Annotated in this window: 21 protein-coding genes and 1 pseudogene; 15 read left to right on the top strand and 7 right to left on the bottom strand. The window is 72.1% G+C overall.

The window, feature by feature from the left end:
• A partial coding sequence (locus ACIRRH_RS08780) for an ABC transporter permease (RefSeq protein ID WP_403063722.1) occupies positions 1-933 on the top strand: 933 nt, incomplete at its 5' end.
• A 161-nt stretch (positions 934-1,094) separates the two neighbouring features.
• Here the strand turns inward: ACIRRH_RS08780 and ACIRRH_RS08785 are convergent.
• Entirely contained in the window at positions 1,095-1,550 is a 456-nt protein-coding gene (locus ACIRRH_RS08785; protein WP_403063725.1) for a DUF4118 domain-containing protein, read from the bottom strand.
• Positions 1,551-2,295: 745 nt separating this feature from the next.
• On the opposite strand from ACIRRH_RS08785, the gene ACIRRH_RS08790 reads away from it, so the two are divergent.
• Positions 2,296-3,024 carry a GntR family transcriptional regulator gene (locus ACIRRH_RS08790; protein WP_403063728.1) on the top strand — a complete coding sequence of 243 codons (729 nt, stop codon included), beginning with the start codon at positions 2,296-2,298 and terminating at the stop codon, positions 3,022-3,024.
• Between the two features lie 9 nt (positions 3,025-3,033).
• On the opposite strand, the gene ACIRRH_RS08795 is transcribed toward ACIRRH_RS08790, so the two are convergent.
• On the bottom strand, positions 3,034-3,702 hold the full coding sequence (locus ACIRRH_RS08795; protein WP_403063730.1) for an HAD family hydrolase: 669 nt from the start codon (positions 3,700-3,702) through the stop codon (positions 3,034-3,036).
• 105 nt (positions 3,703-3,807) lie between these two features.
• On the opposite strand from ACIRRH_RS08795, the gene ACIRRH_RS08800 reads away from it, so the two are divergent.
• The 8 genes from ACIRRH_RS08800 to ACIRRH_RS08835 all read left to right on the top strand — a co-directional run bounded on the left by ACIRRH_RS08800 (position 3,808) and on the right by ACIRRH_RS08835 (position 11,802).
• On the top strand, positions 3,808-5,031 hold the full coding sequence (locus ACIRRH_RS08800; RefSeq protein WP_403063733.1) for an ABC transporter substrate-binding protein: 1,224 nt from the start codon (positions 3,808-3,810) through the stop codon (positions 5,029-5,031).
• On the top strand, positions 5,031-5,882 hold the full coding sequence (locus tag ACIRRH_RS08805; RefSeq protein WP_403063736.1) for an ABC transporter permease: 852 nt from the start codon (positions 5,031-5,033) through the stop codon (positions 5,880-5,882). Before ACIRRH_RS08800 ends, ACIRRH_RS08805 begins: the two co-directional genes overlap by 1 nt.
• Positions 5,867-6,670: an ABC transporter permease gene (locus ACIRRH_RS08810; protein WP_403063739.1), complete on the top strand. Its 804-nt coding sequence runs from the start codon at positions 5,867-5,869 to the stop codon at positions 6,668-6,670. Before ACIRRH_RS08805 ends, ACIRRH_RS08810 begins: the two co-directional genes overlap by 16 nt.
• Complete coding sequence (locus tag ACIRRH_RS08815) at positions 6,667-7,779, top strand: ABC transporter ATP-binding protein (RefSeq protein WP_403063742.1); 1,113 nt, start codon at positions 6,667-6,669, stop codon at positions 7,777-7,779. The genes ACIRRH_RS08810 and ACIRRH_RS08815 overlap by 4 nt, the downstream gene beginning before the upstream one ends.
• 7 nt (positions 7,780-7,786) lie before the next feature.
• The gene (locus tag ACIRRH_RS08820; RefSeq protein ID WP_403063745.1) at positions 7,787-8,638 is read left to right on the top strand and encodes an alkaline phosphatase family protein; all 852 of its coding nucleotides are present in this window, start codon (positions 7,787-7,789) and stop codon (positions 8,636-8,638) included.
• Between the two features lie 87 nt (positions 8,639-8,725).
• On the top strand, positions 8,726-9,826 hold the full coding sequence (locus tag ACIRRH_RS08825) for a D-TA family PLP-dependent enzyme (protein ID WP_403063748.1): 1,101 nt from the start codon (positions 8,726-8,728) through the stop codon (positions 9,824-9,826).
• Positions 9,827-10,280: 454 nt separating this feature from the next.
• Positions 10,281-10,370, top strand: a complete 90-nt coding sequence (gene kdpF, locus ACIRRH_RS08830; RefSeq protein ID WP_403063751.1) for a K(+)-transporting ATPase subunit F — start codon at positions 10,281-10,283, stop codon at positions 10,368-10,370.
• Position 10,371: 1 nt separating this feature from the next.
• Positions 10,372-11,802, top strand: coding sequence for a potassium-transporting ATPase subunit KdpA (locus tag ACIRRH_RS08835; RefSeq protein WP_403063753.1), 1,431 nt, complete (start codon positions 10,372-10,374; stop codon positions 11,800-11,802).
• Here ACIRRH_RS08835 and ACIRRH_RS08840 read toward each other — a convergent pair.
• Positions 11,760-12,566, bottom strand: coding sequence for an exodeoxyribonuclease III (locus ACIRRH_RS08840; RefSeq protein WP_403063756.1), 807 nt, complete (start codon positions 12,564-12,566; stop codon positions 11,760-11,762). The two genes, ACIRRH_RS08835 and ACIRRH_RS08840, sit on opposite strands and share 43 nt — an antisense overlap.
• Before the next feature lie 350 nt (positions 12,567-12,916).
• Here ACIRRH_RS08840 and ACIRRH_RS08845 point away from each other — a divergent pair, with 350 nt between their 5' ends.
• On the top strand, positions 12,917-13,690 hold the full coding sequence (locus tag ACIRRH_RS08845) for a GntR family transcriptional regulator (protein ID WP_403063759.1): 774 nt from the start codon (positions 12,917-12,919) through the stop codon (positions 13,688-13,690).
• 150 nt (positions 13,691-13,840) lie between these two features.
• Positions 13,841-13,963: a hypothetical protein gene (locus ACIRRH_RS08850; RefSeq protein ID WP_403063762.1), complete on the top strand. Its 123-nt coding sequence runs from the start codon at positions 13,841-13,843 to the stop codon at positions 13,961-13,963.
• A gap of 67 nt (positions 13,964-14,030) precedes the next feature.
• Here ACIRRH_RS08850 and ACIRRH_RS08855 read toward each other — a convergent pair whose 3' ends face one another.
• Positions 14,031-15,194: an ROK family protein gene (locus ACIRRH_RS08855; protein WP_403063765.1), complete on the bottom strand. Its 1,164-nt coding sequence runs from the start codon at positions 15,192-15,194 to the stop codon at positions 14,031-14,033.
• Positions 15,195-15,531: 337 nt separating this feature from the next.
• Positions 15,532-17,076, bottom strand: coding sequence for a hypothetical protein (locus ACIRRH_RS08860; protein ID WP_403063768.1), 1,545 nt, complete (start codon positions 17,074-17,076; stop codon positions 15,532-15,534).
• Between the two features lie 275 nt (positions 17,077-17,351).
• Here ACIRRH_RS08860 and paaK point away from each other — a divergent pair, with 275 nt between their 5' ends.
• Together paaK and ACIRRH_RS08870 are read left to right on the top strand one after the other, a co-directional pair.
• Positions 17,352-18,686 carry a phenylacetate--CoA ligase PaaK gene (gene paaK, locus ACIRRH_RS08865; RefSeq protein WP_403063771.1) on the top strand — a complete coding sequence of 445 codons (1,335 nt, stop codon included), beginning with the start codon at positions 17,352-17,354 and terminating at the stop codon, positions 18,684-18,686.
• Between the two features lie 145 nt (positions 18,687-18,831).
• On the top strand, positions 18,832-19,503 hold the full coding sequence (locus ACIRRH_RS08870) for a class I SAM-dependent methyltransferase (protein ID WP_403063774.1): 672 nt from the start codon (positions 18,832-18,834) through the stop codon (positions 19,501-19,503).
• On the opposite strand, the pseudogene ACIRRH_RS08875 reads toward ACIRRH_RS08870, so the two are convergent.
• Both ACIRRH_RS08875 and ACIRRH_RS08880 read right to left on the bottom strand, forming a co-directional pair.
• Positions 19,472-19,711: pseudogene (locus ACIRRH_RS08875) on the bottom strand (LuxR C-terminal-related transcriptional regulator); the annotation flags it as partial. The gene ACIRRH_RS08870 and the pseudogene ACIRRH_RS08875 overlap by 32 nt on opposite strands.
• Positions 19,712-19,864: 153 nt before the next feature.
• Entirely contained in the window at positions 19,865-21,301 is a 1,437-nt protein-coding gene (locus ACIRRH_RS08880; protein WP_403063777.1) for an aminopeptidase P family protein, read from the bottom strand.
• Between the two features lie 112 nt (positions 21,302-21,413).
• On the opposite strand from ACIRRH_RS08880, the gene ACIRRH_RS08885 reads away from it, so the two are divergent.
• Positions 21,414-22,031, top strand: a complete 618-nt coding sequence (locus tag ACIRRH_RS08885; RefSeq protein ID WP_403063780.1) for a helix-turn-helix domain-containing protein — start codon at positions 21,414-21,416, stop codon at positions 22,029-22,031.
• Positions 22,032-22,355 lie beyond the last annotated feature (324 nt).

Consider the following 22,355-nt stretch of genomic DNA (forward strand, 5'->3'; position numbering starts at 1 on the left):
ACCCCGATCGGCCACGAGGTCACCGACAAGGTCAAGGCCATCCCGGGTGTGCAGGCCGTCACTCGGCAGCGCTACGCCGTCGCCCATCTGAACGGGTTCCAGCTCGTGGTCTCGGGCGTCGACACGAACACGGTGGACCGGGCCGTCAAGCCGCAGTACGTCGCGGGATCGACCGCCGATGTCGCGGCGGGCAAGGTGATGGTCGACCAGACCACCGCCGACGCCGACCACCTGGGCATCGGCTCGCAGGTCGAACTCCACTTCCTGAACGGCAACGTGGGCACCCTCACCGTCGGCGCGATCAGCAAGCCCCCGGCGGGCGCGGGCAAGGACGGCGGCAGCTGGGAGGTCTCCCTCGACACCCTGGGCACGTACGCCCCCGAGGCCCAGGACTTCGCCCTCTATCTCAACACCGCCCCCGGCGCCGACAGGCAGCAGGTCCAGAACTCCCTGGACTCGGCCCTCGCGGGCTATCCCCAGGTGACCGTGCAGAGCCAGGCCGACTACAAGAAGTCGATCACCGGCCAGGTCGACACCATCCTCTACCTCGTCTACGCCCTGCTCGCCCTCGCGATCGTCATCGCCGTCCTCGGCGTCGTCAACACCCTCGCCCTGTCGGTGATCGAACGCACCCGCGAGATCGGCCTGCTGCGCGCGATCGGCACCTCCCGGAGCCGGGTCGGCCGGATGGTCCGCCTGGAGTCCGTCCTCATCGCGGTGCACGGCGCCCTGCTCGGACTCGGGCTCGGCCTCGCCTGGGGCATCGCCGGGCAGAAGGTCCTCACCCTCTACGGCATCACCGCGCTCAGCATCCCGTGGACCACCATCCTGGCCGTACTCGCCGGAGCGGCCCTGGCAGGACTCGCCGCCGCGATCCTGCCTGCGGTGAAGGCCGCCCGCACCCGGATCCTGACCGCCATCGCCACCTCCTGAGACCGCCGGCCGGTTCCGTGCCTTCCCCTGGGCGAGACCGGCCGGCCCAGCCACCGCCCGGAGCTCGATCTCCTCCTGCGGCATGCCGTGCTGCCCGACGCCCATGCTCCGGGAGCCGATCACCACCGAGCCGTCCTGCTCCAGGCGCGGCGGGTGTCCGGTCAGCTTCCCGTGTTCGAAGCGGCAGCCGCGCAGTTGGAGAAGGTCGACCAGCTGGCGGGCGACGTGGTCCACGAGAGCGGCGGAATCGCGGCGTTGGGCGATCGCCGCTGCCTCGTGGAGCTGTCCCAGGTAACGGGCGTCGGTGATGGCGACCACTTCGAGACGGCGAGCCCGACCAGCAGGAGCAGCACCGCGGTCCTGATGTCGGCGGACTTGGTGATCGAGAACGTCTGGTACGGCGTGGTGAAGAAGAAGTCGTACCAGACGGCGGCGGACAGCGCGGCAAGGGCGCCGGCCAAGCGGTTCCCCAGCGCCGAGACCGCCACGACCAGGACCCGCGCGACCTCCGTGTTCGATACGTGGGACCGCGTCGGCACCAGCACGGCCGCGAGGGCGAGCGGGGCGAGCAGGGCCGCGATGACCGCGACCCGGTCGCGGTCCAGGTGGCGAAGCATGGAACACTTCCAGATCCTGTCTACCAGGCGTTTTGCCCGCCCGCGCCCGGAGGCCGACCGGTGCGCGTCGCGGCGTCCGCCTGCCCGTCTGCCGCTAGCGTCGGCCCTTGCGGGACGGTCGAGGCGGAGTCCGGGGATGGTGGCAGGCGCGGCGCCGGCAGACGTGTCCGTCGCGGGGCGAACGGGACTGGTTGACGGTTCATCAAGGGCCCGCCGCACTCTCGCTGGACGCGATGGTGTCCGTGGCGTACCCGTGCGGCCGCACCATCCCGAAGAGTGCCAGCGCCCGCAGGACGTGGTTCCGGATGAGGAGATGGTCGCGACGATGGTGGAGGGCCGCCGAGCGCCACCTGCGGATCGCCCTGCGACACAAGGATCCGGAAGTCAAAGCCGCGGCCGAGGCAGGACTCCAGCACATCCGCGATGCCGGCAGGTGACGCGGCCACGAGGCGGGCCGGCGATCGTCGAGTGCCCCGTGCAGTCGTGCGGCGCGCGGCTGGATGCCGCTGGAAGCGATCGCCCACGAGTGCTCAGATTAATCGGACTACAGCCGGGCATTTTTCCCAAGAATCACTCAAACCGACCTTGCTTCAGCGGCTTGACAGTCATGGGCGCATCCCGCGTCCGGGCACGGCCGGGCGTCACCTGTCGACGGGTGGCGCCTGGCCACTGACGGGTGGTGCAGGTTTCGTTGTCGAAGCCCTCGGTGAGCAGCCTCGTGTTCGTTGCTGGATAAACTATGACAATGGCGTCGGTCGATTCTTCTGTGCAGCGGGTCGAGGACGTTCTGCATGCCCGGATCGTGTCGGGGCGGTACGCCCCGGGGATGAAGCTCCTGGCCGAGCGCGAGTTGGCCGCAGAGCTGGGCGTCAGCCGTATGACGCTGCGCCAGGCCGTCGAGTCGCTGCAGTTCCGGGGCCTGGTGAAGCGGCGTCCCGGCCGGGCCGGGGGGACCTTCGTCTCTGCCGGGGCCCCGGTCCTTGAGCTCGCGTCCATGGTGGGCCTGGTCCAGCAGCTGGCTGCGGAAGGGATCGAGGTCGCCTCAACGGTCCTCGCCGCGGAGAGCGTGGCGGCGTCGCCCGAGGTGGCGGCGGGGCTCGGATTGGCGGCCGGGGACGAGGTGTACCACCTGCGGCGGCTTCGGTTCGCGGACGAGGAAGCCGTCGCGATCGAGGACGCCTGGTATCCGGCGGCGCTCCTGCCGGGGTTCCCGCTCGGGCGGATCACGGGTTCGGTGTACGCGGCGCTCGGCGAGTACCAGTCGGCACCGGTGCGGAAGGTCGAGGAACTGCTTCCGGCCGTCGTGTCGGCGGAGGAGCGGGAACTCCTGGGTGTGGGCGCCCGGAGTCCGGTGCTGCGGCTCGTGCGCACCTCCTACCGGGAGGACGGCCGCGCGATCGAGTACGCGCACGACGTCTATCGGGCGGATGCCCTGCGCGTGCGTGTGAGCACCGGAAGCAGGCCGGGGCTCTAGGCGGGGCCGCTAGCGAACGAGGGCCGCGAGGTCGCCGACGGGGTGGGTGCCCCGGGGTGCGTTGTCGGCGAGCGGTCCGACGAGGATGCAGGCCATGCCGGCGGCGTGCGCGGCACCGATCCCGGCGTGGGAGTCCTCGACGACGACGGTGCGCTCGGGGGACACCCCCAGGAGGGCTGCCCCGCGCAGGAAGCCTTCGGGGCTCGGCTTCCCCGCGGCGACGTCCTCGCAGCACACCGTGGCCTTGACGACGGAGTCCAGGCCGGTCGTGGCGAGGGCCGGCTCCAGCAGCCGCCGCACCGTACCGGTGACCACGCCGACCTCGATGCCCGCATCTGCCAGACGCCGGACGAGTTCGACATGGGCGGCCGGGATACGGGGCTGTTCGGACACCTCGCGGGCGTAGGCCGAGCACATGTGGCCGAGGATCCGGTCGGCGAGGCGGGCGTCGCCGTGCGAGAGCGCCGCGCAGATCTCGAGGTCGCTGATCCCGACGAAGCGGCGCTCGTACTCCTCCCAACCCAGCTCGATGCCGCACAGCTCCTCGGCCGCGTCCGCGTACAGCCGGCCGACGAGGTCCTCGTCGAGGGAGAGCGTGCCGTTGAAGTCGAACAGCACACCCTGTGCCCCATGGAGGACCGTAAGGGCGTCTTCAAGGTCAATAAGAGTGTCAGGCATGGGGGACTCCTTTGATCGGTCTCGATGGGTAGGCGGGGCGAGCGTAGCAGTTTTCGGTCTAGACCAAAGTTTGTCGACTGTTTGCCTTGACACCAGCCTTTGGTCATGAGCGGCGCGCAGCATGGCGGGCGGCGAGCGATCGGCTCACCACCCCCCACCCTCAAGAACGGCGCCACCATGTCCATGCATCCGCCCGCGTCCGGCCCCTCCCGCCGCAGTTTCCTGCGCCTGTCCGCTCTCGGCCTGGGCGCGGCCGCCCTCGGTACGACCCTGGCCGGATGCGCGAGTGGCTCGTCGGCCGGCTCGCGCAAGACCGTCGGATCCTCCCTGGACGAGATCGCCGCGCTGGCGAAGAAGGAGGGCAAGGTCCAGCTCATCGCCCTGCCGGACACCTGGGCCAACTACAAGGGGCAGCTGGAGAAGTTCCGCGCCAAGTACGGCATCGAGACCCCGGTGGCGTCCCCCGACGCCTCGTCGGCGGAAGAGGTCAAGGCGGTCAAGACCCTGCTCGGCCAGTCGTCCCAGCCGGACTCCATCGACATCGGTTACTCCTTCACCAAGGCCGCCACCGAGCAGGGACTGATCGAGGCCTACAGGCCGAGCAACTTCGACCGGGTCCCGGACAACCTCAAGGATCCGAACGGCCTGTGGGTCGGCGCCTACTACGGGGTGGTCTCCATCGGCGTCAACACCAAGGCCGCCCCACGCCCGGCGAGCTTCGAGGACCTCAAGCGCCCTGAGTACAAGGGCAAGGTCGCCCTGCCAGGCGACCCGCGGACCGGCGCCACCTCCCTCGCCACCGTCTTTGCCGCGGCTCTCGCCTACGGCGGTTCGGCGGACGACATCACCCCGGGCATCGAGTACTTCGCGGACCTCGCGAAGCGCGGCAACCTCGTCAACATCTCCAAGACGAGCAGCGCGCTGGCCTCTGGCCAGGCGGCGGTCGTCTTCGACTGGAACTACAACTTCACCGGCATGAGCGCCGAACTGAAGCGCACCGGCGTGGACCTGGAGTTCTTCGTCCCGGCCGAGGGCGTCTTCGGCACGTACTACGTGCAGCCCGTGACGAAGGCCTCGCCGCAGCCGAACGCGGCACGGCTGTGGGTGGACTGGCTGACCAGCGACGAGGGCGCCGAACAGTACGCCCTCGGTGGCGCGGTGCCGGCCCGGTTCACCGAGCTCGCGCAGGCCGGCAAGCTGTCCAAGGAGGCGATGGCCAACCTCCCGGACCCGGAGATCCTGCGCAAGGTGACGTTCCCGACCGTCGACCAGGGTACGAAGGCCAGCCAGCTCGTGACCGACACCTGGGCCGCGAAGGTCCGGGCCTGATGGCGGGCCCGAAGGCCGCAGCGCGCGGGCTGCGCCGCCCGGCCCTCGGCACACTGCCGTACTTCGCCTTCCTCCTGGTCTTCCTCTTCCTGCCGGTCGCGGCGAACGTCCTCCAGGCGTTCCAGGTCGCCGGGGCCTGGTCGACCGCGTCGATGGCCCGGGTCTTCGAGCCCCAGTACTTCGACGCGTTCGTCCTGACCACCAACCTGTCCCTGGTCACGGCGGTCGTCGGCGGAGCCGCCGGGCTGGTCCTGGCCTGGGCGCTGGTCGGCGCGGAGCGCCCCCGGTGGCTCAAGAACCTGGCCCTGTCCTATGCGGCCATGGCCTCGCAGTCCGGCGGAGTGCCGCTGGCGTTCTCCTTCATCGCCACGATCGGCGGGCAGGGGCTGGTGACCTGGCTGCTGCCCGGTCTGCTGCACGGATTCCGGCTCGACTCCTTCCTGGGCGTCGCACTCGTGTACCTGTACTTCCAGATTCCCCTCATGGCCGTGCTGATGCTGCCCGCGTTGGCCGGCCTGCGCCGCGAGTGGCACGAGGCCGCGAGCACCCTGGGCGCCACCGGGTGGCGGTACGCGAAGGACATCGCCCTGCCGGTGCTCGCCCCCTCGCTCGGCGGGGCCCTGCTGCTGCTCTTCGCCAACGCGTTCTCGGCGTACGCCACCGCGTACGCCCTGGCCGGGGGCGGCCTGAACCTCGTACCGCTGCTGATCGGCTTCTTCATCGCCGGGAACGTGACCATCGACGAGTCGTTCGCAGCCGCCCTGGCCACGGTCATGATGCTCGTCATTGTGATCGCGATGGGCGCGCGGGCACTGCTCGAACGGAGGAGCCGGGCATGGCTGAGCCACTGACCTCCCGGCGGCCGTTCCGCATCGGGGGAGTGCTCCGTACGGCGGTCCTCGTCCTCGCCCTCCTCGGGTTCCTGGTCCCGGTGGCCGGAGCCGCCGTCTTCGGGTTCACCGTTCCGGGGAAGGCGGGCGCGACGCTCGACAACCTGGCCGCCGTCCTCACCTCGGCGGGCGCCGGCGACGCGCTGAACATGACGGTGCTGCTGGCCGTCCTGTCCACCCTCGCGACGCTCGTGCTGCTGCTGCCGACCCTGTTGGTCCTCCATCTGCACGGGACGGCCAGGCTGCGTCACCTCGCGGAGTCGCTGTCGCTGCTCCCGCTGGTGGTGCCGTCCGTGACGCTCGTCTCCGGAGCCGGGCTGTTCTTCCATGCCACGATGCCCGGGTTCCTCGTCTCGCCGCTCTCGCTCGTGCCGTTCTACGTGGTGCTGTGTCTGCCGCTGGCATACCGAGCCCTCGATGCCCAGCTTCGGGCGGCCGATCTGCGCACCCTCTGGGCGGCGAGCAGCTCGTTGGGCGCCGGGAGCCTGCGCACGCTGGTGCGCGTCGCGCTGCCCGTCCTGCGCACCGCGCTGCTGTCCGCGGCGCTCATGTGCGTCGCGCTCGTGCTGAGCGAGTTCGCGGTGGCCTCCCTGCTGCTGCACTTCACGTTCCCGGTCTACACCGTGCAGGCGGGCGGCAGTTCCCCGCGCGGCGCCGCGGCCCTCTCCTTCCTGACCATGATGATCACGTGGCTGCTCCTGTCGGGCATCTCGTGGCTCGCCCAACGACGGAAACGAACCGAATCATGAGTTCTCCCAACGCCTTCGGCGTGGCCCACCCGGCCGCTGTCGCATCCCGTCCGGGGCACGTCTCGCTGGCCGGGGTCAGCAAGGCCTACGCCGGCCGGACCGTACTCGATGACCTGAGCCTCGACCTCGTCCAGGGTGAGATGGTGGCGCTGCTCGGGCCTTCGGGCTGCGGCAAGACCACCACCCTGCGGATCCTGGCAGGCCTGGAGCGGCCCGACTCCGGACACGTGAGCATCGCCGGCAGCGACGTGACCACGGCGCCGGCGCGCTCGCGCAACATCGGCGTAGTGTTCCAGCACTACTCGCTCTTCCCGCACCTGTCCGCCCGCGAGAACGTCGCCTACGGGCTGCGCATCCGGCGCATGGGTCGTAGCGAGCGCACCCAACGAGCTGATGAGCTCCTGGAGTTGGTCGGGCTCGCCGAGCACGGCGGGAAGTTCCCCCACCAGCTCTCCGGTGGACAGCAGCAGCGCGTCGCCCTGGCCCGCGCACTCGCGATCCAGCCCCAACTGCTCCTGCTGGACGAGCCGCTGAGCGCCCTCGACGCAACTGTTCGGGCCCGCCTGCGGGAGGAGATCCGCCGGATCCAGCGCCAAGAGGGCATCACCACACTGATGGTGACGCACGATCAGGAGGAGGCGCTCACCATGGCCGACCGCGTCGGGGTCATGCTCGACGGGCGCATCGAACAACTCGCCACCCCGGAAACGCTGTACAACGAACCCGAGACGCCGTTCGTCTCGCAGTTCGTCGGCGTCGTCAACCGCGTTGAGGGCCCGGTGGCCGGCGGCCGGATCGCCGTGCTCGGAGCCTGCCTGCGGATCGCCAACCGCGAACCCGTCGCGTCCGCACGGGCCGTCGCCCTGATCCGCCCCGAGGACATCTCCGTACAGTCCGCCCGCGTCGGCGAGGCCGCAGGTGTCGTCGTCGAGCACATCCTGCGTGGGCCGCTCAGCTCGCTCGTCGTACGCCACGGCGCGGACCACCTCCGGGTGGACCTGGCCACGCCGACTGCCGGCTCCTTCCCGGTGGGAACCCCCGTATCCCTCGGCGTCACCCGCACCCGCACCATCGTTGAAACCCCTGCCGAAACCCCCACCGAAAGCTGAACCGCCCGTGCCGACCGCATCGCTCTCGCCGACTCCCGCCGCCCGGACCCGCATCCTCCTGATCGGTATCGACGGACTCCGCTGGGACCTGACCGCCGACTCGCCTGCCGCCCCCACGCTCCGCGCCATGGCAGCCGAGGGCCACCTGATGCCCATGACCATGGAAGTGCCGACCATGTCCGGACCCGGCTGGTCCTCGATCCTCACCGGGACCACCCACGCCCAGCACGGGATCAGGGACAACACCTTCGTCGGCCACCAGCTCCACCGCCACCCGGACCTCCTGTCCCGGGCCTTCTACCAGGACCAGACCACCCGGACGTTCGCGGCGGCCGGCTGGCCCCCGCTGGTGTCCCCGGACGACCTCGGCCCCGTCGTTCACCAACGCGCGGAACAGCAGAAGGCCGGACTGCACACCGTCGTCGCCCGCGACGGCGAGGTGCACGGCTACGTGCGGATCGACGCCGAGATCGCCGACTTCGCGCTGGCCGCGCTCACCTCCCGCCGCTCGCCGGACGTGTCGTTCGTCTACTTCTGCGACGTGGACGACGCTGGCCACGTCTACGGCGCGCTGACCGAGGAGTACCAGGCGGCGCTGAGCAGGGTCGACCGTCACGTGGCCAGGCTCCGGCACGCCGTACACACCCGCGCGGTGGAGCACGGCGAGGACTGGCTCATCGTGATCGTCGCCGACCACGGCCACCTCGACGAGGGTGGGCACGGCGGCGACACCCCCGAGGAGCGCACCTCGTTCATCCTGCGCTGGTCGCTCACCCGGCCCCTGAGCGGGTGGCCTGCCGAGGTCGCCCCGCACGAGCTGCTCGAACTGCTCCTCGCGGAGCGGGAACCCGGGCAGTAGGCGACGGGCACCCACCGCCCGGGACTGTGGCAGATTGCCCGTGACGACGCGCCCGCACGGGTGTGGTCCGAGTCGAAGAGGAAGCCGATGATCAGAGTCCCCGAGGATGTCGAGACTCCGGACATCATGGTCGAGCTGGACATGCTCCAGCGGAACGTCGACCGCATGGCGGCCGGACTACGGGCCAAGGGCCTGCGGCTGCGCCCGCATGCCAAGACCCACAAGATGCCGGAGATCGCCGAGCTGCAGCTCGCCGCAGGGGCCGTCGGGCTGACGGTGGCGACCATCGGGGAGGCCGAGGTCTTCGCCGAGCACGGCGCCACCGACCTCTTCATCGCCTATCCGCTCTGGATCGGCCCCCGTCAGGCGAAACGGCTGCGGCGGCTGACCACCGGGGCCAGGATCGCGATCGGAGTGGACTCCGTGGAAGCGGCCGAGGCCGCCGGTCGGCAGCTGGGCGACGCGGCCGGTGACATCGAGATCCTGGTGGAGATCGACAGCGGCCACCACCGCAGCGGCGTCCTCCCGGCCGCGGCCGTGGCGGTGGCCCACGCGGCGGCCGCCGCCGGGTTCCGGGTCGGGGGAGTGTTCACCTTCCCGGGCCACGGCTACGCACCGGACATGCCCGAGCAGGCGGCGCGGGAGGAGGGGCGGGCCCTCGGGCGGGCCGCCGAACTGCTCGCCGCCGCGGGGTTCGACGTCACGCGGGTGAGTGGCGGATCCACCCCCACCGCGGAGCTGGCGGGTACCTCGGCGATCACCGAAGTGCGGCCGGGCGTCTACGTGTTCGGTGACGCCCAGCAGCTCGAACTCGGACGGTGCGCGCTCGAGGACATCGCGCTGACGGTCGCGGCGACCGTCGTCAGCCGTCACGAGGGAGACGACACCGCACCCCGGCGGATCGTCCTGGATGCGGGCAGCAAGGTCCTCGGCGGTGACCGACCCGTGTGGGCCACGGGCTTCGGCCGGCTCATGGACGAACCCGAGGCCCGCATCACGGCCCTGTCCGAGCACCATGCCACCGTGGTCTGGCCCGATGGCAGCGACCTGCCCGCCCTCGGCGAGCGGCTGCGGGTGATCCCCAACCACGTCTGTGTGGCGGTGAACCTCGTCGACGATGTCGCGGTCGTCAGCGGCGGCAAGGTCGTGGGCCGCTGGCGTGTCGCCGCACGTGGCCGGAACTCCTAGCTCTCGAAGCGCGCCCGCCCCGCAGCGACTTCATGGACACCTCAGTCGCAGTGATGCAACCCACTGCGGCTGAGGTGGTCCGTACCGTCATCGGCGCTGTCCCGTAATCGGACACTTCTGAGAAGCATCCATGGGGTAAGCCCAGTCGGCCTTCGGCCCGGACCGGGGTCACCGCGCGGAACCCGTTGCCTTCCACGCCTGGGCCCGCCCGACCGCTGCCGGACTCCCGAGGGCCGCTCACACCACTGTGCTGCCTGCCGCGTGCCATCCCGATGGCTCAGGAAAAGCTCACCATGGTCGGGCACGTCAGCCAAGAATCGTGATGACACATGAAAATCGGACGGTTGCACACAGTGATGATTGGGCGGTGCGTCGTGATGGATCTCGGCTACCTCGGCCTGACGGTGGTCGTCTTCGCCGTGCTGGCGCTGCTCGCCAAAGGGGCCGAGCGGTTGTGAGCGGGGACAATCTCGCCGGGCTGATCGTCGCCGCCGTCCTGGTGGTGTACCTGGTGGTGGCGCTGATCCGCCCCGAGCGGTTCTGAGATGGACGCCGCGCTCAGGGGTTACCTCCAGGCCCTGGCCCTGGTGGCCGCTCTCGCGCTGTCGTACCGGCCGCTCGGCGACTACATCGCGGGCATGCTGACCGGCCGCAGGCACCTGAGGATCGAGCGCGGCATCTACCGGGTGATCGGGGTCCACGGTGACGTGGACCAGAGCTGGACCGGCTACCTGCGTGGTGTGCTGGCGTTCTCCGCGGTCTCGGTGCTCTTCCTGTACGCCTTCCTGCGGCTGCAGAACCACCTGTGGCTGTCCCTCGGGTTCAAGGCGGTGGACGCCCCGCTCGCCTGGAACACCGCGGTGTCCTTCGTCACCAACACCAACTGGCAGAACTACTCGGGCGAGTCCACGCTGGGGCACCTGGCGCAGATGGCCGGTCTGGCGGTGCAGAACTTCCTGTCCGCCGCCGTCGGCATCGCCGTGGTCGCCGCGCTGATCCGCGGCTTCCATCGGAGCGGGACCGACCGGGTGGGCAACTTCTGGGTGGACCTCGTCCGGGTGACGATCCGTCTGCTGCTGCCGGTCTCGGTGGTCTTCGCCGTGGTGTTCGTGGCCGCGGGCATGGTGGAGAACCTGCACGCGGCGGCCCAGGTGAGCACGCTCGGCGGCGGCACCCAGGCGCTCCCCGGCGGGCCGGTGGCCTCGCAGGAGGTCATCAAGCTGCTCGGCACCAACGGCGCTGCTGTCGGCGGCGGTCGTCATCGGAACAGGGACTGGGCTGATCACCCCGCTCGCGTTCGCCGCCCTGGCGGCCGCCACGCCTGCCGAGCGGCTGGGCCAGACCATGGGCGCCGCCGAACTCGGACGCGAACTCGGCGACGCCGGTGGCCCATTGGTCGTCGCCTCGGCGGCGGTGGCCACTACTCTGGGCGGTGGTTTCGCGGTGCTGGCCGTGCTGGTCGCGTTCGCCGCCCCGGCGGTCGCACGGCACGCCACAGGCATGGCGGCCGACGGGTAGCCAGCCGATCAGCCGCCTGGTCGCGCGGGACACGGGGGTGGAGTCGTCGCCGTTGGCTTCGCTTTCCGAGGGGTCGTGGCCTCAGCGGGCGGCGTGGCCGTCGGCGAGGCCTGCGGTCCCGGACGCCGATGAGGAGTTCCGTGGTCCTTCCCCGCTGGCGTACCCTCGCTGATGGGCGCACGCCAGCGAGGATTGCGGAGAGCCGCTATGGCCGGTCCCGTGTAGGTGCCACAAGGCCTTCCCGCCAGTCAGCGCTCGCGATGTCCCTGGCGCGAGGCGATGCGACGAATCGACTTGTCAAACCGGCCCGGGCGAGATCACAGGCCTCATTCACTGGCGCGAGCGGACCTGGGCTGAGGGCGTGCCGTCAGCCGGGGCCGTCTCTGGACTTTGTTCAACTGTGGTTGCCTGCAGGTCAGTTATCGCCGAAGTTGAACACGGCGGTGACGGGCGCGTGATCGCTCCACCGCTCCGCATGGGAGGCCGCGCGCTCGACGTGGGCCTCGATGCATTTGTCTGAAATGCCCGGAGTTGTCATGATTAGGTCGATCCTCCAGCCGGAGTCGTTGTCGAAGGCGCGGCCGCGGTAGGACCACCAGGAGTAGGGGCCGGTGCGGTCGGGGTGGAGGGCGCGGACGACGTCGACGTAGCCGGCCTCGTCGTGGACGCGGGAGAGCCAGGCGCGCTCCTCGGGGAGGAAGCCGGCGGACTTCTGGTTGGCCTTCCAGTTCTTGAGGTCCTCGGGGCGGTGGGCGATGTTCCAGTCGCCGCAGACGATGACCTCGCGGCCGTCGGCGGAGGCGCGGGTGCGCAGGGCGGTGAGGTGGACGAGGAATTCCGCCATGAAGCGTTCCTTTTCGTCCTGGCGCTCGGTGCCGACCTCACCGGAGGGGAGGTAGAGGCTGGCGATGGTCACGCCAGGCAGGTCGATTTCGACATACCTGCCCGAATTGTCGAATTCCTCCGAGCCGAATCCGATGACCGTGCGCTGCGGCTTCTCGCGGGAGAGGACGGCGACGCCGGCTCGGCCCTTGGTGGCGGCGGGGGCCCAGACCGCGTGCCAGCCGTCCAGGTCGCGCAGCTCGACGGGCAGTTGCTCGGGTTCGGAGCGCACCTCCTGGAGGCAGACCACGTCCGCCTCGGTACCGGCCAGCCACTCGACGAAGCCCTTCTTGGCCGCCGCCCGGATTCCGTTCACGTTCACACTCGTCACCACGATCACCCGGGCAGCCTACCGACTGGCCGTTCCCGGTCCGAACCGTGACGCGCGGCGGCGGGCCGTCTCCATCGGCCGCCTTCACCGGCTGTCCCCGCCGGCCGTCTCCGCCGGATGGTGACAGTGGCTGACAAGAGCTGTCGTGAACGCGGCATGAATATGGGCGGCGGCCCCATCGAGCCGCGCCATTGGTCTTGACCATCTCCGGACGGAGCACCTAGGGTCACTTACTGCAAGGACCTTTAATAAAGAAGGACGGATAAAGGCCCGCTCTCCCACCTGCCGCAACAGCGGACAGTGGGCCCGGGATCCGCCCTCCTTGTCGCAGGGCGGACAACATCAGGGTGGAGGACGCGGTGGGTACGACAGGACAGCTTTCTGCGGTGCCGGAGCCGAAGTACTGGCACCTGCGCACGGTGCTGCTGCGGGCCATCGACTCGGAGTTCTCCACCGGTCAGGTGCTGCCCAACGAGCGCGAGCTCTCGGCCCGCTTCGGCGTCGCCCGGGCCACGCTGCGGCAGGCGCTCGACCAGCTGGAGCTGGAGGGCCGCCTGGTGCGCCGCCGGGGGATCGGCACCCTGATCGCCGCCCCGCGGGTCGGCGTCCCGGTCAACCGGCAGGAGGAGGGCTGGCCCGGCGCCGCGCGCAGCCAGGCCTGGCGGACGATCGACTGCACCACCGCCCCCGCCTCCGCGCAGCTGGCGAAGAGCCTCGGCGTCGCCGAGGGCGCCACCGTGCACACCGTGCGCCGGGTCCGCCTGGTGGAGGGCCGGGCGGTGGCCAGCGAGTCGTTGCACGTCCCGGCCGCCGCCCTGCCGCACCTGCCGGGCTTCCGTGCCGAGAGCGACCGCGCCCGTTCGGTGCTGCGCCAGCTGGAGCGCCTGGAGGTGGACGGTGAGTCCCGCTCGGTCGAGCTGGGTGTCGCCGAGGCCGAGCAGGCCGCTCTGCTGGAGCGCCCGCCCGGCGCGCCGGTCCTGGTCATGACCACCCAGTACGCCTCGGCAGGCCGGCTGGTGGCGCTGGCGGTCTCCACCTACCGGGCGGACACCTGCAAGCTGACCTTCGGCGAGGCCGGACTCGTCGAGGTCACCCCGGTCGGCGCGACGGCCGAGGTCCGTACCGCCTCCTGAACCACTTTCCGGAAACCCTCAGGTCGAGGCCCGGACGCCAACTGGCGTCCGGGCCTTTGCCGTTGGCGTCGCCCTCGGAAGCCGCGACAGGGTGGAGGGGGGAGACGTGAACCTGGTCGTGGAGCTGTGGGCGGAGTCCGGTACACCGGAATGCGGCGGGCTGTTCCGGGCGGACGGAACTGCGCGGTGAGCGTCCCTCCGAACGTCGACGCGCTGCCGGTCGACTTCGCCCGCTGGCCGTTCGACGTCGCGGAGCGCCACCTGCGGGGCTGACCCGGCAGCGCGACCGGCGCCAGCCTCCGCAGTGCGACCGGTGTCAGGCCTGGCAGCGGTGTCGGCGTCAGGCCCGGGGCGGGTCCACCGCGAAGAGCTGCTCCTCGACCTGGTCGAGGGCGACGCGCAGGGCGCCCATCGCCACCACCTCGGAGCCGAGGGCCGCCAGGGCGACCTCGGGGGCACGCAGGGTGAACTGGGCCAGGCGTTCGCGCAGCGGGTCCAGGACGCCGTCGAGGCCGGCCGCCCACCCGCCGATGACGACCAGCTGCGGGTCGATGGCCAGGACGAGCGCGGCGACGCCCTGGACGAGGCGGGTGAGGAAGCGGTCCATGGCGACCTTGGCGACCTCGTCGCCCTCCCGGGCCAGCCGTAGCACACGGGCCACGGCGGCCTCGTCCAGCGGGTTGAGGGGCTTTCCGGTGGTGGACAGCAGGCGCTCGGGAGTGACCTCCTGGCCGAGCAGGTGCAGGGCGCCGATCTCGCCGGCCGCGCCGCCGAAACCGCGGTGCAGCTTGCCGCCGATGAGGGAGCCGGCGCCCGGGCTGAGGCCGGCCATCACGAAGACGACGTCGTCGGCGCCGACCGCCGACCCCTGCCAGTGCTCGGCGATGGCGGCCAGGTTGGCGTCGTTCTCGATCAGGACCGGGCAGCGGAACGAGCGCCGCAGGCGGGTGCCGAGGTCGAGTCCGGTCCAGCCGGGCATCGCGGTGCCCAGCCGGATGGTGCCCTCACGGTCCACGATGCCGGGGGTGCCGATGCCGACCGCCCACAGGTTGTCCCGGGAGATGCCGGCCTTGCGCAGCACCTCGGCGACGGCGGTGCGGACGGCGGCGAGCCGGTCCTCGGCGTCGAGGGTCTCGTCCACCGGCTTGAAGTGACTGCCCACCACCTCGCCGGTGAGGTCGGACAGGATGACCCGGATGTCGTGCACGCCGACCTCGATGCCGAGGATGTGCCCGGCCTCGGCGCGGAAGCGGAACCAGCGGGCCGGGCGGCCGCGGCGGCCGGTGCCCGGCTGGCCGTCCTCCCTCGGCTGCTCGACCTCGGCGACCAGTCCGGTCTCGACCAGGCCCTCGATCACGCCCTCGACCGTCGGGCGGGAGAGCCCGGTCTCGCCGACGAGCTGAGTGAGGGTCACGGAGTGGCCGTTCCGCAGCGCCCGAAGCGTGACCGCCGCATTGATCCGCCGCAGCAGCGAGGAGTCTCCTCCGGTGAGCCGATCCGCCAATGCGATGCCCTTCGCCGTTCGCGCGACTGCCCTGGCGCGCGGTGTCGAGTGCGCGGTGCCCACCGAGTGGCCCGCGGGGGTGCGCCCCCGGAGGACGCGGCACGGCGGCAGGGGGCCGCCTGCGCGGGGGCCGGAGGACAAGCGGAGCCTACCCGGGGACGGGCCCGGGCGGCGAGAATCCCTGCAGCTCATCCCGGCTTCGGTATCGAAATGGTACAGATCGGGTGGCGGTGCGTGATCCGGACTTCACCGCCCGGCCACGGCGTGCGGGTAGGGGAGCCGCCCGGGCCGCTCCGACCGGCGGGAACGCGCGGAGGAGGGCGTGGGCCGGGCCCCGTCAGTCCACCCGCGCCGCGAACAACTGCTGTCCCAGCAGCCCCATCGGGTGCCCGTCCTCCGGCAGCGTCAGCACCGTCGGGCAGCCCGCGGCGGCCAGGGCCGCCCGCCAGTGCTCCGCCGGAAGGGCGGTGAGGCCGTGGGCGTCGCCGGTGATCAGCAGGTCGAGCTGTTCTGCGGTGGGTGCGAGCAGCAGCAGCCGGCCGCCGGGGGAGAGCAGCCGGACCAGCGCCGGGACCTCCTCCGTGGTCCGTCCGGTCGCCGTGGCGAGGACGAGGTCGTAGCGGCCGCCGTCGGGGGCGGGATGGTGCTCGGTGCTCTGCCGGGGCCGGGCGGCGAGGGCGCGGGCGACGGCCGGCTCGCCGCCCTCGGGGTCGAGTTCGAGGACGCGCAGCGGCCCCGGTCCCTCGTGGGCCTCGGCGGTGCCGCGCACCAGCGCGCCGAGGGCGGCGCCGAGGTAGCCGCGGGCGGCGGCCCGGCGGACGGGGGAGGCGGCCGGTCGCGGGGCCTCCTCGCCGCTGATCAGCCGGGGCAGCCGCAGGGCGCCGCGCCGGACCCGGTCCAGGGCGGCGGCCGGGCCGAGGCCGTCCGTCCAGGTCTCGACGGCCGGGCGCCAGGCCTCCCGGACCTCTGCGGCGCCCGGCCCGGGCCCGCCGCGGAAGACCGGGCCCTGGACTCCGCCGTCCTGACGGGTGATCAGGCCATGCCGGGCGAGCGCGTCCAGCCAGCGGACGACCCGGGGGCGTTGGGCGGGGGTGACCATGGCGGCGGCCAGCACCTCGGCCTCGGGGTAGCCGCGCGCGGGGTCGGTGAGCACACCGCTCTGCTGGAGGGTGTGCAGCAGTGCGGCGAGCACGGCCCGGTCGAGCTGGGCGCCGAAGTCGCGGACCTGCTCGGCGGTGACGCCGATGCTGTGCTTCCAGGCGGCGGCCGAGGCGCTCTCGGCGTCGGCGCGCAGCCGGCGGTCGGCGGCCTCGGCGTTGCTGTCCGGGGCGCGGACGTGGGCGAGGACGGCGCCGAGCGCGTCGACGGCGGCGTACACGTCCTCCTGTCGGGGCTCGGGGCCGATGTGCAGGACCAGGCGCAGCGCGCCGAGGTCGTGGGCGGTGAGCCCGGGTTGCCGGCTGAGCCGCCACAGCAGCGCGGAGGGCAGGCTGAGGTGGGTGGCCCGGTAGGCGGCGACGGCGGCGAGCTGCTGCTCGGGCCGCTGCTCCGGGTCGCCGCAGTGGACGGTGCCGCCGGTCAGCAGGGTGGCGAGGGCGAGGTCGACGGCGAGGTCGCTGACCGGGTGCAGCACGGCGTGCCGGATCGGTGGCGTGCCGAGGACGCCGGCCCAGTAGCGCAGCCGCTGCTCGGCGGCCCGGGCGGCGGAGGGCGGCAGCGCGGCGTGCTCGGCGACGCGCCGGGCGAGGGCCCGGGGCAGGCCGCCCGGCGGGGAGACGCCGAGCAGCAGGCCGATGCCGCTGATCGCGCGCCCGTCGGCGACGACGGCGGGTCGGTCGCCGAGTTCGCGCAGCGCGCTGACCAGGGCGGGAGTCGTGGGCACGGTGATCACTCCGGGGTGCGGGGCGGAAACCGCACTACTGAACCATGTGGTCGGGGCGGGAAAGACTGCCGGCGAGTCAAAGTTCTGTAATGATTTTCATATCGGACAGCCAAGCTGTCGAGGTGAAGTCGCCGCGAAGTGGTCGGAACTTCGCATTCCGGAAGGTCTGTGCGATCCCTTGACAGGTGGTTCGGGTACTGGATCAATGGAGCCACCTGAGCTGACCGAACGATCGGTAGGCAGCTCCGGGCAGGCAGAGCAGCGAAGGAGCGACGATGACCGGCACCGCACCCGTCCCGAGCCGACACCTCGGGGAGCCGCTCCCGCCGGAGCTGCTGGACGCGGGCGAGCGGATGGGCCCGGAGGAGCTGCGCGCCCACCAGCTCACCCGGCTGAGGGCCACGCTGCGGCACGCGTACGACAACGTCGAGCTCTACCGCCGCAAGTTCGACGCCGCCGGGGTCCGCCCCGAGGACTGCCGCACCCTGGACGACCTCGCCCGCTTCCCCTTCACCACCAAGGCCGACCTGCGCGAGGGCTACCCCTTCGGCATGTTCGCCGTCCCGATGGAACAGGTCCGCCGGATCCACGCCTCCAGCGGCACCACCGGGCTGCCGACCGTGGTCGGCTACACCGAGAACGACCTCTCCATGTGGGCCGACGTGGTCGCCCGCTCGATCCGCGCGGCCGGTGGCCGGCCCGGCCACAAGGTGCACATCGCCTACGGCTACGGGCTGTTCACCGGCGGCCTGGGCGCGCACTACGGTGCCGAGCGGGCCGGCTGCACCGTCATCCCGGCCTCCGGTGGCATGACGGCCCGCCAGGTGCGGCTGATCCTGGACTTCGAGCCCGAGATCATCATGGTCACCCCGTCCTACCTGCTGACCCTGCTGGACGAGTTCGAGAAGCAGGGCGTCGACCCGCGCAGCACCTCGCTGCGGGTCGGCATCTTCGGGGCCGAGCCCTGGACGGAGGAGATGCGGCGCGAGATCGAGGAGCGGCTCGACCTGCACGCCGTCGACATCTACGGCCTGTCCGAGGTGGTCGGCCCGGGCATCGCGCAGGAGTGCGTGGAGACCAAGGACGGGCTGCACATCTGGGAGGACCACTTCTACCCGGAGGTCGTCGACCCGTTCACCGACGAGGTGCTGCCCGACGGGGAGGGCGGCGAACTGGTCTTCACCTCGCTCACCAAGGAGGCGCTGCCGATCATCCGTTACCGCACCCGTGACCTCAGCCGGCTGCTGCCCGGCACCGCGCGGCCGGCCTTCCGGAGGATGGAGAAGGTCACCGGGCGCAGCGACGACATGATCATCCTGCGCGGGGTGAACGTCTTCCCGACCCAGATCGAGGAGATCCTGCTGCGCACCCCCGGCGTCGCGCCGCACTTCCAGCTGCGGCTCGGCCGGCAGGGGCGGCTGGACCACATGACCGTCCGGGTGGAGGCCCGGCCGGAGGCCTCGGCCGAACAGCGGGAGGCGGCGCGGGCGGAGATCGTCCGGGCGGTGAAGGACGGGGTCGGGATCACGGTCGCGGCCGAGGTGGTGGACCCGTACACGCTGGAGCGCTCGGTCGGGAAGATCAAGCGGGTGGTGGACGAGCGGGGCTGAACCGGGCTGCGGGTGCGGGGAGACGGGCGCGGGTCTGCGGACGCACCTCCGTGCGGGCGTGCGGACGCACCTCCGTGCGGGCGTGCGGACGCACCTCCGTGCCGGCGTGCGGACGCACCCCCGTGCGGGCTCTATGCTGCGGGGCATGCCGAGTGAGCTGTCCACTCTTCAGCCCGCCGAGGACCTCGCCTTCATCCGGCGGGAGACCGAGCTGAAGCCCGTCCCCTTCGTGCCCGAGATCAGCCTGCACATGGCCGAGGACGCCATCGCCCTGTGGGAGACCACCGAGCGGGCGCGTGGGGAGGCCGGGCTGCCGCCGCCGTTCTGGGCCTTCGCCTGGGCGGGCGGGGCGGCAGTCGCCCGCTACGTGCTGGACCGCCCCGAACTGGTCGCGGGCCGTACGGTGTTGGACGTCGCGGCCGGCTCCGGGCTGGTCGGGGTGGCCGCCGCGCTGTGCGGGGCGACGGAGGTGCGCGCCGCCGAGATCGACGCCTACGCGGTGGCCGCGATCGGGCTGAACGCCGAGGTCAACGGGGTGCGGGTGGAAGGCACCCTGGTGGACCTGGTGGACGGCGACGGCGGGCCCGCCGAGGTGGTGCTCGCGGGCGACGTCTTCTACGAACGGGCCATGGCCGCCCGCTTCCTGCCCTTCCTGGAACGGGCCGCGGCGCGCGGCGCGACCGTCATCGTCGGCGACCCGGGCCGCGCCTACCTGCCGCGGGAGCGCTTCACCGCGGTGGCGGCGTACCAGGTGCCGGTGGTCGCGGATCTGGAGGACACCGCGGTCAAGACCACCACCGTGTGGCGCCTCGGCTGACGGCCCGTCGCCCCGCCGCTCGGTCGAGCCAACCGTGTTGGGCGGCCTTGAGGCCGGCCTCGAAACGGCTGGACGCGCCGAGGCGTTCCATCAGCGCCGCCGTCTGGCGGCGTACGCTCCGGGCGGAGATGCCCAGGCGCCGGCCCGCGACCTCGTCGGTGAGGCCGGCGGCGAGCAGAGTGAGCAGTTCCCGCTCGGAGGCGCTCAGGCCGGTCCGGGCGTCCTGTGACACTCACTCAACGCATGGCGGCAACCCGGGGGACCAGCCCCTGGTCGGCAACTGGGGCTGAGCGACCGCGGGTGACCAGCAGGCCCGGCCGGACCACGTCCGGCCGGGCCCCGGTTGTCGTGCCCCCGCTTCCTAGCCGCGCAGGCGGGCCAGCCAGGCCTCGACCTCGTCGGAGCGGCGCGGGAGGTCGGCGGAGAGGTTCTCGTTGCCGTCCTCGGTGACCAGGATGTCGTCCTCGATCCGCACTCCGATGCCCCGGTACTCCTCCGGCACCGTCAGGTCGTTCTCCTGGAAGTAGATGCCCGGCTCCACGGTGAGCACCATGCCGGGCTCGAGCGGGCCGTCGACGTGCTCCTCGGTGCGGGAGTGGGCGCAGTCGTGGACGTCGATGCCCAGCATGTGGCCGGTGCCGGCCAGGGTGAAGCGGCGGTGCAGGCCCAGCTCGTACACCTTGTCCGCGCTGAGGTCGCCGAACAGGCCCCAGGAGGTGAGGTGCTCGGCGAGCTCGCGCTGCGCGGCGTGGTGGAAGTCACGGAACTGCCCGCCCGGCCGCACCGCCGCGATGCCGGCCTCCTGGGCCGCGTACACGGCGTCGTAGATCTTGCGCTGGAGCTCGGTGAAGCGGCCGCTGACCGGGAGGGTACGGGTGACGTCGGCGGTGTAGAGGTGGTTGGTCTCCACGCCCGCGTCGAGCAGCAGCAGGTCGCCGGGCCGGGCGTGGCCGTTGTTGCGCACCCAGTGCAGGGTGGTCGCGTGCGGACCGGCCGCGGCGATGGTGCTGTAGCCCACGTTGTTGCCCTCGACCCGGGCGCGGACGAAGAAGGTGCCCTCGATCAGCCGCTCGGCGGTCTCGGAGTCGGTGCCGAGGACACGCACCACGTCCTCGAAGCCGCGGGCGGTGGCGGCGCAGGCGAAGCGCAGCTCCTCGATCTCGAACTCGTCCTTGACCAGGCGCAGCCCGGACAGGAAGACCTCGAACTCCTCGTCCCGCTCGGCGACCGCCCGGTCCGCGAGGGTCTCCTCCACGCCCGCGTCGTGGCGGCGCAGCACCCGCACCGGGCCGGTGGCGGCACGAAGATCGGCGCGGACGGCGCGGACGTCCCGGCAGGGCAGACCGAACAGCCGCTCGCTCTCGGTGAGGCTGTTGCGGCGGCCGTCCCACAGCTCGCCGTGGTTGTCCAGCCAGAACTCGCCGTTGTCGGTGCGGGAGCGGTCGCGCAGGTAGAGCACCGCCTCGTGGCCGCTCGCCCCGGTCGGCCTGAGCACCAGGACCGCGTCCTCGGACTGGTCGCCGGTCAGGTAGGCGTAGTCGGAGGAAGGGCGGAACGAGTAGTCGGTGTCGTTGGCCCGCACCTTGGGGTTGCCGGCCGGGACCACCAGCAACTCGCCGGGAAAGGCGGCGGACAGCTCCGCGCGGCGGCGGGCGGTGTGCTCGGCCTGCGGGACCGGCTCCAGGGCGGTGCGCTCGGTGTCGGCCCAGCCGTGCTTCATGCTCTCGGCGAGTTCGTCCGTGACGCCACGGGTCAGGCCGTTCTTCCGGTACTTGATGGTCTCGGCGGGCTCGGTCACTACGGTCTCCTGGTGAGGGTGGTGGATGCGAGGTGCTTCGCTAGGCTGCCCCGTCCGTCGGCATGCGACCCGTACGGTATACCGAACACTGCCGGGAGAGAAGAGGTCGAGCGTGAATGATGCCGAGGAATCCGTCCGGGGCGTCCTCGCCGCCAACCTGAAGCGGGTGCGGGCCCAGCGCGGACTGTCGCTGTCCGAGCTGTCCCGGCAGGCCGGGGTCGGCAAGGCGACGCTCTCCCAGCTGGAGTCCGGGGCCGGCAACCCCACCCTGGAGACCGTGCTCGGGCTCTCCCGGGTGCTCGGCGTGCCGATCTCCGACCTGGTCGAGGCCCGGCCCGCCGGCGAGGTCACGGTGGTGCGCGCGGCCGAGACCGAGGTGCTCAGCGGCCGGGGCGTCGACCTGCGCCCGCTGCGCCGGATCGAGTCCGGGGACACGGTGTTCGAGATCTACGACCAGGTGGTACGCACCGGCGCCGCGCAGGAGTCCGCCGGCCACACCGGCACCGAGCACACCGTCGTGCAGACGGGCCGGCTGGGCGTGCGGGTCGACGGCCGCGAGGTCGAGCTCGGCCCAGGGGACTACATCGGCTTCGACTCCGCGCTGCCGCACGCCTACACCGCGCTGGGCGGCGAGCAGGTGCGGTCGGTGCTGGTGCTCCAGTACCGGGCCGAGCAGCACGGCCACCTCGCCGAGCCGGCCCGGCCGGCCTCGTGGGGGCTCTGGCACTGAGCGAGCCGTACGGGGGCGGTGGGACGGTCCGCCGCACCGCCGGATTGCCGCACCGCCCGGCCGTTCGGATTACCGAACGGCCGGAGCGTTCGGCGGGACCCGGCCGCCACTCTCGATGCTTCCCCGACCAGCGATCTGGCGGCCGTCGCCGAGGTGATGGCCGCCGACAGGGGCTGACCGGCGGCTGACCAGTGCCTGACCAGGGCATCGGAACCGGACAGCCCGGTCGTGGGCTGGCCGGTCCCCACGCACCCGGCGTGGGGGGGGGGGGGGGGGGGGGGGGTGACGGGGGCCCCGTTGGTGCCCTACCCCGGGGGGCCCCCC

Source organism: Kitasatospora sp. NPDC101235 (assembly GCF_044767505.1).
Lineage (GTDB): Bacteria > Actinomycetota > Actinomycetes > Streptomycetales > Streptomycetaceae > Kitasatospora.